At 31.7% G+C, this 17244-nt stretch carries 18 protein-coding genes; 9 read left to right on the top strand and 9 right to left on the bottom strand.

What is annotated here, in order from left to right; all coding sequences use genetic code 11:
* Positions 1–80 precede the first annotated feature (80 nt).
* Entirely contained in the window at positions 81–2042 is a 1962-nt protein-coding gene (locus CLV00_RS09285) for a KUP/HAK/KT family potassium transporter (protein ID WP_099714851.1), read from the bottom strand.
* Positions 2043–2160: 118 nt separating this feature from the next.
* Positions 2161–3567: a hypothetical protein gene (locus CLV00_RS09290; protein WP_099714852.1), complete on the bottom strand. Its 1407-nt coding sequence runs from the start codon at positions 3565–3567 to the stop codon at positions 2161–2163.
* A 118-nt stretch (positions 3568–3685) separates the two neighbouring features.
* On the opposite strand from CLV00_RS09290, the gene CLV00_RS09295 reads away from it, so the two are divergent.
* The gene (locus tag CLV00_RS09295) at positions 3686–4747 is read left to right on the top strand and encodes an oxidoreductase (protein WP_099714853.1); all 1062 of its coding nucleotides are present in this window, start codon (positions 3686–3688) and stop codon (positions 4745–4747) included.
* Between the two features lie 72 nt (positions 4748–4819).
* Here CLV00_RS09295 and CLV00_RS09300 read toward each other — a convergent pair whose 3' ends face one another.
* The 4 genes from CLV00_RS09300 to CLV00_RS09315 are packed head-to-tail and all read right to left on the bottom strand — an operon-like array spanning position 4820 to position 7498.
* On the bottom strand, positions 4820–5278 hold the full coding sequence (locus CLV00_RS09300; protein ID WP_099714854.1) for a sensor of ECF-type sigma factor: 459 nt from the start codon (positions 5276–5278) through the stop codon (positions 4820–4822).
* Between the two features lie 48 nt (positions 5279–5326).
* Complete coding sequence (locus tag CLV00_RS09305) at positions 5327–5740, bottom strand: hypothetical protein (RefSeq protein ID WP_099714855.1); 414 nt, start codon at positions 5738–5740, stop codon at positions 5327–5329.
* Between the two features lie 33 nt (positions 5741–5773).
* Positions 5774–6316, bottom strand: a complete 543-nt coding sequence (locus CLV00_RS09310; protein ID WP_099714856.1) for an RNA polymerase sigma factor — start codon at positions 6314–6316, stop codon at positions 5774–5776.
* 60 nt (positions 6317–6376) lie between these two features.
* A complete protein-coding gene (locus tag CLV00_RS09315) occupies positions 6377–7498 on the bottom strand; it encodes an SRPBCC family protein (protein ID WP_099714857.1) in 1122 nt (373 codons plus the stop codon).
* Positions 7499–8056: 558 nt separating this feature from the next.
* Between CLV00_RS09315 and CLV00_RS09325 the strand changes: the two genes are divergently transcribed.
* On the top strand, positions 8057–8449 hold the full coding sequence (locus CLV00_RS09325) for a nucleoside triphosphate pyrophosphohydrolase family protein (protein WP_099714859.1): 393 nt from the start codon (positions 8057–8059) through the stop codon (positions 8447–8449).
* Between the two features lie 88 nt (positions 8450–8537).
* Here the strand turns inward: CLV00_RS09325 and CLV00_RS09330 are convergent, their stop codons facing one another.
* Positions 8538–9605: a branched-chain amino acid aminotransferase gene (locus CLV00_RS09330; RefSeq protein WP_099714860.1), complete on the bottom strand. Its 1068-nt coding sequence runs from the start codon at positions 9603–9605 to the stop codon at positions 8538–8540.
* Positions 9606–9907: 302 nt separating this feature from the next.
* Between CLV00_RS09330 and mnmD the strand changes: the two genes are divergently transcribed.
* Positions 9908–10570, top strand: coding sequence for a tRNA (5-methylaminomethyl-2-thiouridine)(34)-methyltransferase MnmD (gene mnmD, locus CLV00_RS09335; RefSeq protein WP_099714861.1), 663 nt, complete (start codon positions 9908–9910; stop codon positions 10568–10570).
* 168 nt (positions 10571–10738) lie between these two features.
* Entirely contained in the window at positions 10739–10936 is a 198-nt protein-coding gene (locus CLV00_RS09340) for a hypothetical protein (protein WP_099716298.1), read from the top strand.
* 30 nt (positions 10937–10966) lie between these two features.
* On the opposite strand, the gene CLV00_RS09345 is transcribed toward CLV00_RS09340, so the two are convergent.
* Entirely contained in the window at positions 10967–11908 is a 942-nt protein-coding gene (locus CLV00_RS09345) for a LysR substrate-binding domain-containing protein (protein WP_099714862.1), read from the bottom strand.
* Between the two features lie 97 nt (positions 11909–12005).
* Between CLV00_RS09345 and CLV00_RS09350 the strand changes: the two genes are divergently transcribed.
* From CLV00_RS09350 to can, 5 genes are all read left to right on the top strand, one after another.
* A complete protein-coding gene (locus tag CLV00_RS09350; protein WP_099714864.1) occupies positions 12006–12485 on the top strand; it encodes a Dps family protein in 480 nt (159 codons plus the stop codon).
* Between the two features lie 124 nt (positions 12486–12609).
* Positions 12610–12891 carry a hypothetical protein gene (locus tag CLV00_RS09355; RefSeq protein ID WP_199074779.1) on the top strand — a complete coding sequence of 94 codons (282 nt, stop codon included), beginning with the start codon at positions 12610–12612 and terminating at the stop codon, positions 12889–12891.
* Positions 12892–12977: 86 nt separating this feature from the next.
* Positions 12978–14573, top strand: a complete 1596-nt coding sequence (locus CLV00_RS09360) for a SulP family inorganic anion transporter (RefSeq protein ID WP_099714865.1) — start codon at positions 12978–12980, stop codon at positions 14571–14573.
* 19 nt (positions 14574–14592) lie between these two features.
* Positions 14593–15276 carry a carbonic anhydrase family protein gene (locus tag CLV00_RS09365; RefSeq protein ID WP_099714866.1) on the top strand — a complete coding sequence of 228 codons (684 nt, stop codon included), beginning with the start codon at positions 14593–14595 and terminating at the stop codon, positions 15274–15276.
* A gap of 81 nt (positions 15277–15357) precedes the next feature.
* Positions 15358–15993 carry a carbonate dehydratase gene (can, locus tag CLV00_RS09370; protein ID WP_099716300.1) on the top strand — a complete coding sequence of 212 codons (636 nt, stop codon included), beginning with the start codon at positions 15358–15360 and terminating at the stop codon, positions 15991–15993.
* A 28-nt stretch (positions 15994–16021) separates the two neighbouring features.
* Here can and CLV00_RS09375 read toward each other — a convergent pair whose 3' ends face one another.
* Complete coding sequence (locus CLV00_RS09375) at positions 16022–17227, bottom strand: LETM1-related biofilm-associated protein (RefSeq protein ID WP_099714868.1); 1206 nt, start codon at positions 17225–17227, stop codon at positions 16022–16024.
* Positions 17228–17244 lie beyond the last annotated feature (17 nt).

Raw genomic sequence — 17244 nt, forward strand, 5'->3', positions numbered from 1 at the left:
AGAATAAATTAACAGTAATTAATGAAGAAAAGATAATTAAAGCACAGTTTTTAGCACTGTACTTTAATTATATGGTATAATTATTTAATTCTTGTCAAACCTATCTTTTCAGGTGCATGAAGTACCATTGGGAATTTCTCTATTTTTACGGAACTACTGTCCAAACCAAATGCTCTTTCTTCTGATAAACTTAATTTTTTTATTAAGAAATAAGAGTTCATAATTATTTTTTCATGCCATCTTAAGTCACTATCGTTAGAAAGGAATTTTTCAGATAATACAAATTTGAAATCACCTATGATATTGTTTTTATTCAAAGATTCGTATCTGCTGGTAATATCCATTTCTCCTTTTTGAACCATATCCTTGATTACTTCCTTAAACATCAAGTTAATTTTTGTAGGTTCTCTAAATCCTAAATTAAAGTCTACACGATACAAATCATCTTTAACAATTTCGGTTACTTTATATTCGGTTTTATAGGGTTCAGTCAATATATTCACATGGACAAACCAATAAATATCAGCTCTTTTAGGTCTTTTTTGTAAAATAGAATACATCACTTTTTCTTCTATCTCATCCACTCTTCCAGCATTAGTCATATACACTAAATGGGTGGCGTATTTTGGGATTGATAAATCAGCACTTAATTCAACAAGTACTTTTTTGTAATCTTCAATTTTAACAATTTTAGTATAACTCTTGTTGATTTTCTTAGCCAAATACCAAATAGTCATTACTGATATCAATGCAATAGCTATAAAAAGCGTTACATAACCACCATCAGCGAACTTAGTGATATTTGCTGCCAGAAAACTAAATTCGATTATTAAGTAAATGGTAATCAGTGGTACAATGAAATATAATTTTACTCTTTTCATTATCAAATAAAAATTAAGTAAAATAGTGGTCATTATCATGCATAAGATGATTGCTAAACCATAAGCATGCTCCATATTACTGGATTCTTCAAAGTGCAATACGATTCCGACACAACCAAAAAACAATAACCAGTTTATTGACGGAATGTACAATTGCCCTTTTAATTCAGTAGGATATTTGATTTTTACTTTTGGCCAAAAATTCAATCGCATTGCCTCATTTATCAACGTAAAAGATCCACTGATTAATGCTTGTGAAGCAATTACAGCAGCAAGCGTAGCTATTACAATTCCTATAGGTTGAAACCAGTCTGGCATTATTAGATAAAAAGGATTTCCGTTTTTCCCGCCCAAACTTTGTAATGTTTCCCCTTCGTGGTGTGTTAAATAAGCGGCTTGACCAAAATAATTAAGTACTAAAGCGATTTTTACAAAAATCCAACTGATTCTGATGTTTTTTCGTCCGCAATGTCCCATATCTGAGTACAATGCTTCAGCACCGGTAGTACAAAGGAATACAAAGCCTAAAACAAAAAAGCCTTCTGGATGAATGGTCAATAAATGATATGCGTAATACGGATTGATGGCTTTTAAAACCTCGGTATTTTGAGAAATTTGTGAGATTCCAAGAACTGCAAGCATTGCAAACCAAATCATCATCATTGGGGCAAAAAATTTACCGACTAATTTGGTCCCAAATTGTTGAATGGTAAAAAGCACAAATAGGATGCCTATAACAATTGGGATTGTATTAATTTCAGGGTAATAGGTTCTGATTCCCTCAACTGCAGATGATACTGAGATAGGAGGAGTGATAATTCCATCAGCAAGTAATGCACTTCCACCGATTATTGCGGGGACTATTAGCCATTGGATTTTTGTCTTTTTGACTAAAGCGTATAAAGCAAAAATTCCACCTTCTCCATGATTGTCAGCACTTAGTGTAATGATGACATATTTTATAGTGGTTTGTAAAGTAAGTGTCCAAAAAACACATGAAATTCCGCCTAAAACAATATCAGCATTAATAACATGATCCCCAAGTATGGCTTTCATTACGTATAATGGTGAAGTTCCAATATCACCGTAAATTATTCCTAATGAAATTAATAATCCACCTAATGTCCATTTACTATGGAGGTCTTTGTGTGAAGTGCTCATGAAAAATTTTTAAAAAACTGGTCAAATTTACACTTTTAAAATAAATTAACGCTTTTTATACAATAAAAAAAACACGGCGTTATGAGCCGTGTTTTTAAAGTTTTCTATTGAAGTTTTTTTAAGATCTTCTATTGTTCTCTCTTGAAGAATTTCCTCTTTGAGATTCACTTCTTTGTGGTGCTGATTCTCTTGAGGAATTACCTCTGCTTTGAGATTCTGCTCTTTGTGGCGCTGCCTGAGTAGAAGGACTAGTTCTGTTTTGAGAGTAATCTCTTTGAGAATTTCCTCTTTGTGGCGCTGCCTGAGTAGAAGGACTGGTTCTGTTTTGAGAATAATCTCTTTGAGAATTCCCTCTTTGTGGCGCTGCCTGAGTAGAAGGGCTGGTTCTGTTTTGAGAATAATCTCTTTGAGAATTTCCTCTTTGTGGCGCTGCCTGAGTTGAAGGGCTGGTTCTGTTTTGAGAGTAATCTCTTTGAGAATTTCCTCTTTGTTGCGTTGCCTGAGTAGAAGGACTGGTTCTGTTTTGAGAGTAATCTCTTTGAGAATTTCCTCTTTGTGGCGTTGCCTGACTAGAAGGATTAGTTCTGTTTTGAGAATAATCTCTTTGAGAATTTCCTCTTTGTGGCGTTGCCTGACTAGAAGGATTAGTTCTATTTTGAGAGTAATCTCTTGATGAACCTGATCTTTGTGGAGTTGTTTCTCTTGATGAACCAGTTCTGTTTTGAGAATAATCTCTTTGATTTCCTGTTCTTCTGTTAGAGTAACCAACCTCGTTTCTTGAACCTCTTCTTTGATCTAATTCATAACGGTTAGTTACATTAGCATTTCTTCTGGAGAAGGAATAATTCGGGTGTTGTCTTTCATAACCATTTGAACGTCTAGAGCTGTGTAGAACAATTGCGCGCTCACTTCTTCTGTAATTAACATAATTGTAATTATTGTTAATGTTCAAGCTAATGTTGATGTTATTTCTATATCTGAATATTGGAAATGGATTCCATGCATAATAATAGGAAGGATAATATCCCCAATACCATGTAGAGTAATAAGGACGATAATTAGCAGACCAGAATGAAGCATAAATTAGTGGAGTACTATAATATACAGGCTCATAAATATAATTTTGACCATACATGTATACATCTCCTACAACTTGAACGTGAATGTTGTTATTTCTATCTTTTTCAACGTCAATTGTAGCAACATCTTGATATACGTCTCTATCTATAACAGATTGAATGATGATTACGTGAGTCCGATTTTCGACAGTTTCAATAACTCTCAAATAATCAACTTCATTGTCATTATTCAAATCTAAATTTGATATTTGTAGTTCGGGGTCATTCAGGCGTCTTTCAAAATCTTGTAGATTTCTAGAGTCACCAAAAATAGAAGCAACAGCTCTCAGATCAAGATTGTCACTGATTTCATTATTCATTGCATTTACTGATGTTCTATCTTGCGCCTGTATTTGAGTTGCGAAAACAGTAGTCAATAAACTCAATAGTAGTAGTTTCGTTTTCATAATTAATTGAATTAAGTTTATCCTTATTTTTGATTATCCAATTACTGTGCCAATTAATTTAAACCATGTTTACTATTCTTATTATTAATTGTAAATTAGCCCTAAAATGTATAAGAAAATGAGAACCTTTTTTTTGATTCTATTGATTTCAACTGTTTTGACATCCTGTAAAACAGCTGATTTTGTTGTAAAAAATGATGCTAATGCTGAATTTAAGTCTATTGTGGTAGATACATTATTTCAGGATAAAATAAGTATCAGGGCTGTTTTAATTGATGCAAATAAAATTTGGTTTGCAGCTGATAAAGGGAGGTTTGGTTTTTTTAATTTGGATAATAATCAAAAATTTGAAAGCAAGATTATCAAAGATTCCTTGAAGCTTGAGTTTAGAAGTAATGCCAAAACAAAAAAGCATATTTTTATTCTAAATGTTGGGAATCCAGCTTTGTTATATCAAATTTCAAAAGACGGAAAAGAAACAAAATTAGTGTATCAGGAAAATCACGAGAAAGTGTTTTTTGATAGTATGCAGTTTTGGAATGATAAAGAAGGGATAGCGATGGGAGACCCAATTGCTGATTGTCTGAACGTAATTATTACTCGTGATGGCGGAAATTCATGGAATAAAGTCCCATCGGATAAATTGCCAAAAGTGATGGACGGAGAAGCAGCTTTTGCGGCAAGCAATACTAATATTATAATCAAAGGAAATCATGCATGGATTGTTTCCGGTGGAAAAAAATCTAGAGTTTTTTATTCTCCTGACAAAGGAAATTCATGGAAAGTATATGATACTCCAATAGTGCAGGGGAAATCAATGACCGGAATTTTTACGGCAGATTTTTATGATGCTCAAACTGGATTTGTTGCCGGAGGAGATTATGAAGTGCGAAATCAAAATTTTTCTAATAAAGCAATCACTGCTGATGGTGGAAAAACATGGAAGCTAATAGCAGAAAATCAAGGTTTTGGATATGCTTCTTGTGTGCAATATGTTCCTGGAAGTAACGGTAAAGGGCTGGTAACAGTTGGTTTCTCAGGTATATACTATTCCTCGGATGGTGGTACTTCATGGAAACAATTTTCTACCGATTCTACTCTTAATACAATAAGGTTTATAGATAACCACACAGCAATTGCAGCGGGACAAAATAAAATGATTCGCATCAGTTTTAAATAATGAAAAACACCCTAAGTCTAATATAATCAGAGCTTAGGGTGTTTTTTTTTGAACTAATAAAAATAAAAAAGATTATTTTTTTTGACCTTTGTTACGGTATTGTTGTAACAATTTTCTATTGAAATCTTCTTCAGCTTTTTTTAGTTTAACTATTTTTACGGCTGGTAAAATTGTTCTCACATTTTGCATGAATTTTTTTCGCAATAAAAATAACTCTTCTTCAGTATCTTCAATTTGGGCCAAAAAGGTATTTGCTTCTTTTTCAGTTATTTTATCCAGCGAGCCATCATTCATTCTTCTCATATACGTTTTCATTTTTTGATGTCTCAGTTCAAACTGTTTGTCATCAAATGTATTATATATTGGCCAGAATCTTTCGGCTTCATTAGTTGTTAAGTCTAATTCAGTCGTAAAAAAAGCTACTTTTAAAGCTTTTATTTGTTCTTTTTTCTCTTTCATACTTTCGCCTTGAGCGTAAAAGTTAAAAGAAACGAATAGTAATAGTATTGGTAATAATTTTTTTATGTTCATTTCGTATTTATTTAATTATAGCTTTGGATGAAAGCTTTACAGTCTAGTTTATTCTAAAATAAGATTTTCTAAGTTTGAATTTGTTGACAAATGATCTTCAATCGCATCATCTCCTAAAACAATACCGGTTTTTATGTTATTAATATCTTCAGTTTCTAGTACACTTATCAAGTCATATTGGTTTACATTAGATTGATACGTAATGTAATTTTCTAAAGCCGCAGCGTCTAATTCTTTTGTGTTTGTCGAAGAAGGACTTAAAATTGGAATCATCAAAGCAAGTACTAAAATTGCTACTGCCATCATAATTAAAGTTTTTCTTTTTTGGAAAATAGAAATTACTTTCGGCTCGTTTTTAGGTAATTGCTCCATCATTTTGATTGAAAAATTTTCAAAATAATGGTCTGGAGTTTTAAATCCAGTTTCAATTTTAGGTTCGTTCTCTAATTTAAATGTTTTCATAATATGTTTTAGACAGTGTTACAGCTAAAAGGTTTAATTTGTCGAAACAAAAGCTTCAATTTTTTTTACGGCAAGATGATAAGATGCCTTCAATCCACCAACAGTGGTTCCCAGAATTTCTGAGATTTCTTCGTATTTCAGTTCTTGAAAATATTTCATTTTAAAAACCAATTGTTGCTTTTCAGGCAATAATGCAATCGCTTTTTGTAATTTTATTTGAATTTCATTTCCGTCAAAAAACACGTCGGCTTCCAGATTATCAATAGTTTTGTTTTGTAAAGTTTCTGATGAAATACCACTCGTTTTTGATTTTTGTTTCAAAAATGTCAAGGATTCATTAGTTGCTATGCGATACATCCATGAAAAAAGTTTGCTTTCTCCTTTGAAATTTTTCAGATTTTGAAATATTTTTATAAAAGTATTTTGCAATACATCATCAGCATCATCGTGATTCAAAACGATGTTACGAATATGATTGTATAACGGTCTTTGATAATCCTGTAATAACTGCTGAAACGCTTGATTTTGCGTTTTAGAGTTTAACAATTGATTTATAAATTCCTGTTCTTCTTGCAAAGCGATTATTTAAGAGTTAGAATAGAATTTATCAAAAAGGTTTAATCTATTTATAAAAGATTAAAATTCAGATTGTTCTTCTTCTTTATTTATTACTGGTGCAGGCGTTTTTACGGCCTCTTCTTTCTTGACAGCAGCAGGAGTAAAAGTTGTTGCAGGAATTACTTTGGGTTTTATTGGATAGTAAATTTCTGTAACCCATTTTGAAGGGTTTTTAATTTCTGTTTTGCTGATGGTGAAATTCTCTAAATGAGAAAATGTAGGGTCAAGAACAATTCGATTGGTGTTAATGTGTGTTTTTGCTTTATCCAAAGCTTTTTTCGTATGCGAATAATCTCCGGTTAAAGTAGTTTTAATGGCTTCGAATGGTTCTAGTTTTCCGGTTAAAATATCACTTCCTGAACTTGTTAAGATTTGGGTTTTTATAGGTACACAAAACGATAATTTAGTCAATCCTTTTACGGGATCATAAGTGTGATAAATTATAAATGGTTTTCCGTTTAGTTCGATATTATTTTGTTCGCAAAAAGTAATCATTTTTGGGAATACGATTTGAGCATTTTTAATGACTTTTGAAATTTCACTGGTAAAGGTTTGTCTCAGATAAAACGTTCCAAGTTTTTTTACCAATCCGTTTACTTTTATGGCATAAGTATTAATTTCAAAATCAAGAGTTTTGTCTAAGTTAGCTAAACTCTTTTCATATGTTTTCCCTATAATTTTATTTATACCTCCATTAAAAGCGGTATAAACTTTCATGGTGAAACTCATTTTTCCAGTAGTTTTCCATGTTACTTTTGTTCCGCCGATTGTATCTTTAAAACTCCAAAAAACAGATGATGAAGTTCCATCATAATTCATTTTTTGAGAAATACTGTCATTTTCTTTTACAAAAAGGGTCAACATATCACCTGTGCCTTCTTTTCCTTCCCATGAAAAGGAAGCTCCGGGACCAATTGTTTTTTTAGGATAGGTAATTTGCATTTCAGGATCTTCAACAATCCAGGAACTAAAATCTTCCCAGTTTCTATAATCATTAACAAAATTAAATACGGTTGATTTTGGAGAATTTATGATTTGACTTCTTTCTACGGTAAAATCTCCTTTTTGAGTTGCCACAAAAATGGATAGCGCCACAAAACTTAGCAATAGTAAAAGAAATAAGTATTTTAAAATCCTCATAATATACAGGTTTGTTAATTTTTGTAAAGTTAAAGATTTTATTTACAAGTCATCGAAAGTGTTAAATAAATATGGATTATTTTCTAAACAAGGGATGTTTGTCTGTTTGTTTTTGGTTTGAATTTAAAGCAGGATTTACAATTTTCGATTCTTTTTAACGGATTCTTTTTCGAATAAAAAACTAAATAAGGATAGTGGTTTTATTTATTAAGTATTTGTTGTTTAGTGTATTAAATTAAATAAAAAAGTCCACTAAATAGTGGACATCATTTGTTTGGTTTGAAAAAACTAACGTTTGAAAAATACTTTTATTAAAAATAAAATTCCAATAAAAATTACAAATCCTATTAGAATCTTGTAATTCCCCTTATAAAACTCTTTATGGATTTTTAAATCTTTTCTATAGGCATAAATTGCAGCAATAACAAATGCAACAAAAAATAAGCCTGCAAACACTAATTGACCTTGACTAAACATAGTTTAAATTATTTCCGGCAAATTTAGGTAATAGTTTAGAAATAGTTGCTAATTTGCCTTTTCATTTAACAAAATAAAAAGATGCAAAAACAGATAAACTCAGTTAAAGAATTTCATACGGCTTTTAAAATTGGTCACAGTGAAATTCCTACAGCTAATTTAGGGGAAAGTAAACACACGCTTCGTTACAACTTAATGAAAGAGGAAAACGAAGAATATCTTGAAGCAGTTCAAAACAATGATTTAATAGAAATTGCGGATGCATTGGGTGATATGATGTACATCCTTTGCGGAACCATTATCGAACATGGTTTGCAGCATAAAATTGAAGAAGTCTTCGACGAAATTCAACGTAGTAATATGAGTAAGTTAGGGCAAGATGGCAAACCTATTTATCGTGAAGATGGAAAAGTCATGAAAGGGCCTAATTATTTTAAACCAGATTTCTCTAAAATATTGGAGAAAGGAGAATAGTGTTTCAAGATTTATTTACTTACAAGACATTAAAAAAAGCGATTTTCAATATGAGAATCGCTTTTTTTAATATTATAAAACCTTAGAATTATACTTTAACAGTCCATCCAAAAGTATCTTCTTCTAATTTATTTTGAATGTTTTCCAATTTAGTTTTTAGTTGTAAAGCCATTGTGAATTCAATTTTTGGCAATTCATAATAAACATCCTGATAAGAAAATCCAGAAATTGGACTTACTACAGCAGCCGTTCCTGCACCAAAAATTTCTTTTAAACTTCCGTTTTTAGCAGCTTCAACAAGTTCAGATACTAAAACAGAACGAATTTCTACATTTATACCTATACTTTTTGCTAAATCAATAAGTGTTTTTCTAGTCACACCATCAAGAATTCTTTCGCTTGTAGGAGCAGTTAGTAATGTATCATTTATTCTGAAAAATACATTCATAGTACCCGCTTCTTCCAGTTTGGTATGCGTTGCATCATCAGTCCAAATTACCTGTTGGAAACCTTCTTTATTTGCTAAATTAGTTGGGTAAAATTGAGCGGCATAATTTCCGGCAGCTTTTGCAGCTCCTATTCCTCCATTTGCAGCTCTACTGAAATGTTCCGCAATAAGTACTTTTACATCACCAGAATAATAAGAACTCACTGGCGATAATATAATCATGAATTTATAGTCATCAGAAGGATTAGCAATAACTCCTGTACCAGTTGCAATCATAAATGGTCTGATGTACATAGAATTTCCTTTTCCTTTTTTAATCCATGCTTCGTCTAATTGTAATAATTGATTCAGACCGCTCATGAATATCTCTTCAGGAACTTCCGGCATAGCCATTCTCACTGCAGAGGTATTAAAACGCTTATAGTTTTCATCAGGTCTAAAAAGCCAAACGTCATTATTATCATCTTTATAAGCTTTCATGCCTTCAAAAATCGCTTGACCATAATGAAAAACTCTTGTAGACGGGTCTAACAAAAATGGTGCGTAGGGTTTAATGACTGGTTTCTGCCATTCCCCATTTTTATAATCACATTCAAATAGATGATCTGTAAAAACAGAACCAAAGCTTAAGTTTGAAAAATCAACTTCATTTATTTTTGAAGAGGTCGCTTTTATTGTTTCAATTTTGTTAGTTTGAGTAGTACTCATAGTAATGTATTGTTTTTTGATTTTTTTTAAATGACAAACTAGAGCTTAAAAAACTGGATTTCTATAAGTTGAAGTTTAATCTTTGCAAAATTAAATAAAAATCAACAAAAGACTTGTCAAAAAACTATTAATTATAGCACTTAACTAAGATTTGTTTACATTTTAAAAAAACCAAAAAAATCATGCCCATTTCTATTGATTATACAATAAATATAGATTTTTCAGAGGCAAACGTATTAGATTTTGATTAATTTTGGACAAACATTATAGCTTTTAATCCATTATAATCTCAAAATCCGATTTTGAAAAGAGAAATAATCCAAACACTTGATGGTTCAACTACCATTCACATAGCAGAATGGGACGAATGTTATCATTCTAAACATGGTGCCATACAAGAAGCACAGCATGTATTTATTAAAAACGGTCTTTCATTATTTCCAAACAGAAATGTTTCTATTTTGGAAATAGGATTTGGCACCGGTTTAAATGCTTTTATCACTTTGTTGGAGGCAAAAAAATTGCAGCAATCGATTGATTATGTCGGAGTAGAAGCCTATCCAATTTCAGTAGATGAAGTTTTATCGATGAATTATGTCACAGAATTAAATGCGAGTCAAGAAAGTGCAATTTTTGATAAAATGCACGAAAGTAATTGGGGCGAAAAAATTGATTTGAGAGATGATTTTTCACTAATAAAAAGGAAACAGTTTTTTGAAGAAATTGATGATATTGATCAATTCGATTTGATTTATTTTGATGCTTTTGGATATAGAGTACAACCTGAATTGTGGAGTACCGCTATTTTTGAGAGGATGTATAAGGCGCTTAAAGCGAATGGTGTGCTGGTTACTTATGCCGCTAGAGGCGTTGTAAAAAGGAGTATGATTGAAGTGGGCTTTACTGTTGAAAAACTTGCCGGACCGCCTGGAAAAAGAGAAATGTTTCGTGCTAGAAAAAGCTGAGACTTTTTATTTAAGTAGTTTGTTTTCAGTGATTTATTTTTTTTAATCCAAAATCCATGAATTAAAAATAAAAAAATTAAAACTACGTTAAATAGTTATGTTGTAATAAAAAATAATGTATTTTTACAACACTTTAGAATCCAAATCTAACTAAAATCAATGTTTACTATGTCAAAAATCATGTATGATTATACAAAATCAATTTTGGAAAGAGTGAGTTTTGATCCATTGCTTTTTTGCAAGGAATTAGAAAAAGCCATCAAAACATTATTACCATACGAAATGGAGCAATTGAGAGAATGGTTATTAAATTTCACAATTGGAAAACCAGAATTAAAACAATGTTTACTAATCGTAAATTCATAAAAAAAAGGAACCGCAAAACGGTTCCTTTTTTTATTTTTTAGGTAGTGAACTTATAATTTGAACATTTTGAAATACGATAGCACCTTTTACAACTCCTGCAATTGTATTTCGAAGCGCATCAATTATCTGTATTTTTAATTCGCTCTTAGGGAATATAAGACTTACCTCTCTGGCAGGTTTAGGTTCCTTAAAGTGGCGTAGTTTTAATTTGTCGGTTTCTTTCAAATCTAGTGTATGTAGGTAAGGAAGCAATGTCGTCCCTAAACCTTCGTCGGCTAATTTTATAAGAGTTTCAAAACTTCCGCTTTCAATTTGAAAACGACTCGTTTCATTTTTACTCACATTTTTGCATAAATTTAAAATTCCGTCTCGAAAACAGTGTCCGTCTTGTAATAGCAAGATTTCATCTAAATTTAAGTCTGAAACTTCTATTTCTTCTTTCTGAAAATGATGATGGCTCTCCGGAATGTACGCTACGAAAGGTTCGTAATACAATACAATTTCTTTTATTTTTTCCTCCATCAAAGGTGTGGCGGCAATGGCGGCATCGAGATGACCGTTGTTTAGTTTTGTTATAATTTCTTCCGTATTCAACTCTTCGATTATGAGTTTTACTTTAGGATATTTTTTTATGAAATTATTCAAGAACATTGGCAATAGCGTAGGCATAATGGTTGGGATTATTCCTAATCTGAATTCGCCACCGATAAATCCTTTTTGTTGTTCTACTATGTCTTGAATCCTATCGGCTTCATTGACGATGTTTTTTGCTTGATTTACAATTTTTTGACCAATATCAGTAAGTTGAATCGGTTTTTTGGTTCTGTCAAATATCTGAATACTTAATTCTTCTTCTATTTTCTGAATTTGCATGCTCAATGTTGGTTGAGTTACAAAACATTTTTCGGCAGCTAGAGTGAAATTTTTATGTTCTGCTACTGCAAGAACATATTTTAATTGAGTGATTGTCATCTTTTATAGTAATATCTGATGCAAATATAAAAACAATCAATTTAACTTATAGTGTAAAGAGATGTTTTCTTATCTAAATTTACTGAAAATAAAAATCATGAAAACAAATATTTTAGGATTGCCGGTAAAAGAATCAGAACTGATAGTTGGTCAATTGAATGTTTTGTTGTCTAATTTTCAGGTTTATTACCAAAATCTAAGAGGAATTCATTGGAATATTAGAGGGAAACGCTTTTTTGATTTGCATGTAAAGTTTGAAGAGTTATATACGGATGCCCAAATAAAAATTGATTTAATTGCAGAAAGAGTTCTTACTGTTGGCGGAACACCACTGCATACTTTTGAGGATTACATAAATAATAATCAGTTAGTTGTAGGTAAAAATATTTCAAATGATGAAAAAGCAGTGCATTTAATTGTTACTTCATTGTCCCATTTGTTAAAAATAGAAAGAGAGATTCTTAACAAAGCAGGAGAAATAAATGATGAAGGAACAAATTCCATGATGAGCGATTTTATATCAGAACAAGAGAAGACCATCTGGATGATGCAAGCTTGGTTAGAAGAAAGTTTGTAGTTTTATAAGAATTTAAAAAAAATGGAATGGATTTAGTGTTTTTCACTTTTATTTAATGTTAATTTTTTTTTAAATTTAGAAAAACGATTGCTTATTTAATAAACTTAATTCTATTTTTGCGCAAATGAAAATGATATCTAAAATATTTTTAATTCTATTTATCACTTTTCTCATCACTCCAACAATAGTTACTGTGATTGAGAAAAGTGCAGATATTTCCATTTTCTATAGTGTTTCCGAAGAAGAGCATGCGCACAAAGAAATCAAGACCTTTTTTTATTTAGAATCTCCTGCTGAAGTTGTTATTTCATCGAGATTATCATCTAGCGCTATTTTATCTGAGAATTTATCGAAACACGATAATATCACTTCCTCGATATTCATTCCCCCGCCCAACGAAGTTTAATACAGTTTTCGATTTTAATTTTTAAAATCAATTTTCACATACATCATGTGGAGTATTTCTTTGTATTCAATTTTTAGTTCGGTATTATGACAAAAAAAATCAATCTTTTTGCTAACCTTAAATCTGATTTTGCATCTGGTTTAGTGGTTTTCTTGGTGGCGCTACCATTGTGTTTAGGTATTGCAATGGCTTCAGGTGCTCCTTTATTTTCAGGAATTATTTCAGGAGTTATCGGAGGAATAGTAGTAGGCTATTTAAGTACGTCTAACATAAGTGTCTCTGGACCTGCTGCAGGTTTAACTGCAATTGTCCTTACTGCAATAACAGATTTAGGTGCTTTTGATATTTTTTTAACTGCCGTTTTTATTGCAGGTCTGTTACAATTAATTTTAGGATTTGCCAAAGCAGGAAGTATTTCTAATTATTTTCCAACGAATGTTATTGAAGGAATGTTAGCGGGTATTGGAATTATTATTATTCTGAAACAATTGCCGCACGCATTTGGCTACGATAACGATTTTGAAGGCGATCAAGCATTTTCACAATCAGATGGTAGTAATACCTTTTCTGCGCTGTTTAGTATTTTTGATTACATCCAAATAGGCTCAATTGTTATTACATTGGTATCTATGGCGATTTTGATTTCTTGGGATAAAGTTCCATTTTTAAAAAAATTAAAATTAGTTCCCGGAGCCTTAATTGCTGTTGCTCTTGGTGTTATTTTGAATGAGATTTTCATTGGTACAGGAAGTGCTTTGGCTATTGGAAAAGAGCATTTGGTTTCTTTACCGGTTCCATCATCTTTTGAAGAATTTAAATCGATTATTGTAACGCCTAATTTATCTGGAGTAACGAATCCAAAGGTTTGGGTTGTAGCATTTACAATTGCTATTGTAGCTTCGATTGAGACGCTTTTAAGTATTGAAGCGGCTGATAGAATGGACGTTCAAAAACGCTATACAGATACTAATATGGAATTGAAAGCGCAAGGAATTGGTAATATGGCGAGTTCACTTTTAGGAGGTTTACCATTGACATCTGTAATTGTGCGCTCCTCAGCAAACAGTAATTCAGGAGCCAAATCTAAAATGTCTACTATTATCCATGGATCATTACTATTAGTGAGTGTACTTGCTGTTCCAGTGATTTTGAATAAAATCCCGTTGGCTACTTTAGCAGCAATCTTAATCTTAGTTGGATATAAACTGGCTAAACCAGCTACATTCAAGCATTTTTGGGAAAAAGGAAAGTATCAATTTGTACCTTTTATTGCCACATTATTAGCGGTTGTATTTTTGGATTTATTGAAAGGTGTTGCTCTTGGAATTTTCATCAGTATTATTTTTGTTTTAAAAGGAAATCTAAAGAGAGCCTACTATTTTAGAAAAGAAGAATACGCTGATGGCGATGTGATTCATATTGATTTGGCTCAGGAAGTTTCTTTCTTGAATAAAGCTGCAATCAAACAGACATTAAACAATATTCCGGAAAATTCTAAGGTAATAATTGATGCAAAAGATACGGTTTATATTGCGCATGATATTTTGGATTTAATCCATGAATTTAAAACGACCAGAGCAGTAGATAATAATATAAAAGTGAAGCTCAAAGGATTTAAAAAAGCCTACCAGTTAGAGAATACTGGAGAGGAAGGAAAACACGTTTTTGTTGAGCATAAATAATAAATAAAAGTTTTAAAAAATGAAGACATTAAATAAAGAATTGCAATCTGCAATTACACCAAGAAAGGCTTTAGAAATATTAAAAGAAGGAAATAACAGATTTGTAAATAATCTAAAAGCGCATAGAGATTTACTCGAACAAGTTAATGATACTCGTGATGGTCAATGGCCTTTTGCAACAATTTTAAGTTGTATTGATAGTAGAACTTCTGCAGAACTCATTTTTGATCAAGGTTTAGGTGATGTTTTTTCGGTAAGAATTGCTGGTAATATTGTAAATACAGATATTCTGGGAAGTATGGAGTTTGCCTGTAAAGTAGCAGGTTCTAAGCTAATTGTTGTTCTTGGACATAGCAAATGTGGTGCTGTAAAAGGTGCTTGCGACCATGTAGAAATGGGAAATCTTACTGAATTGTTATCAAAAATTCAACCAGCAGTTTATCAAGAAAAGGAAACTTTAACTGAAAGAAATGCTAAAAACCCTTCATTTGTAGAGAATGTTGCTCAAATTAACGTAAAGCGTAGTGTGAAAAACATTATTGAAAGAAGTTTTATTTTGGAGCAAATGGTTGAAAATGGTGAGATAGGAATAATTGGAGCTATGCATAATATAGAAACAGGTGAAGTTGTTTTCTATGATGATGTTCAATACATTAAAGATGATGAAAATCTAGGTTTCACAATAGCGGAATTGAGACATTAATATTTTAAAATTTCATATATTTGAATTTGATTGTATATTCTAAACAATTCAAAATTAATCAGATTAACAATCAAAATAATTATGAGCGATTTTTATAAAAAAATATTAGAGAATAATAAAAAATGGGTCGAAACTTCTTTAGCGAGCGACCCAAATTATTTTGAAGATCTTGCCAAAGGTCAAACTCCGCCATTATTATGGATAGGTTGTTCAGACAGCAGGGTTCCTGCCAATGAAATTGTAGGAGCAAAACCAGGAGAAGTTTTTGTACATAGAAACATTGCCAATATGGTGGTGCATAGTGATATGAATATGTTGAGCGTATTGGATTACGCCGTGAATGTCTTGAAAGTAAAACATGTGCTGGTATGTGGCCACTATGGTTGTGGAGGTGTCAAGGCAGCAATGGGGAATGATTCTATTGGAATTATTGATAACTGGATTCGCCATATAAAAGACGTATATCGTTTGCATCAATCATATTTGGATTCTATCGAAGATGAAACGGAGCGTTTTAATACTTTTGTAGAACTAAATGTAAAAGAGCAGGTTTTTGACTTAGCCAAAACATCAATTGTACAGTCTGCTTGGAAGAACGGTCGGGATTTAACCTTACACGGATGGGCTTACGGACTTAATTCTGGTTTTGTAACGGATTTAGATGTTAACATCAGTTCCGATAAAGATTTGGACGAAGTATACCAACTGAAATTCTAATAAAAAAAGCCGCGTTTAGCGGCTTTTTTTATTCGTTATCCAAATCCAGATTTTCATTAAAAGCAGATGGCAATAGAGTAGGTATGAATTTGATTAGAATAGGCAACAATAAACTACCTCCGGGAAGTAAAAATATGGTCAACGAAGGAACGGTTTTACAAATTTCCAACAGTTGTTTTTTGACTTTTTTCTTTTCTTTTTCGTCCAAATCTCTTCGAGTAGAATAGGCTAATAATACCATTAACTCTTTGCTTTGCACAATTTCCTTTATCAATCTATTTTTATTACGGCTTATGAGCGTAACAACACTTTGAGTCGTTTGATCGTAAAAATGCTTGACAGGATTTGAATAGTTGAAATACGGTATTTCTTTTTTATGTTTCGTTATAAATGCATCGGTGCTCTCTATGCTTTGCTTTACAAAATCATCTGAAACCGATACTGTTTCAGCCAATGAATGCAAAAAGTAAGCCTCATTATTCTCTATTTTGCCATCACTCCATAAAGCCATTCCGGCAATATCTATCAAATAATATTGTTCTAATTCATTCGTAAAATAATCCAATTGCAGCGTTTCCAGACTTTGTACAGAGATTCGGGAAAATTTACTGTAGCGTATTGAAGCTTCAAAAAGTTTTATCAATAAATCATCGTATTGTGATTTTTTAGATTTAATTTTTAAAGCGAGTGTCACAATATTTACAATTGTCTCTTCAATTTTCTTTAGGTATTTTTCCGGAATTTCGCCATGTATTAAGTATTGGCGAAAAGCCAAAACATCTATAAAAAGCAACGCATTGGTTACCAGATGGGAGAAGTTTTTACTGATGATACTATCGTTCGTTTGGACACGCTCATCAATTATTTTTTCCAGCGTTAAGGAAAGGGAATTTTTAGGCAGTATTTTTTTAAACAAATTGAAACCTTGTGGATTCATTTGATTGTAAAACGTAACTGTTTGTTTAATGAAATTCTCGGAACTGATTTCGTCATTGGTCAAGCAAAAAACACCGTATAAAGTATTTAATAGTGCAACTTTAGAAATCTCTTCTTTAAACCAACCTTTGGTTTCAATTGTATTTACGGTATCAAATGTGATTATATGGCCATAAATAAATCCTGTTTCTCTAACTTTTTGATAAAATGTATCCGTAGTTTTAGAAACCGTTTTCTCTGAAATTTTTTGTTCAATAAAAAATTTATCTATCCAACCTGATGCCGAAGGGTTAATCATTGCTTTAATTTGAAGGT

This window comes from Flavobacterium sp. 11 (assembly GCF_002754315.1).
GTDB lineage: Bacteria > Bacteroidota > Bacteroidia > Flavobacteriales > Flavobacteriaceae > Flavobacterium > Flavobacterium algoritolerans.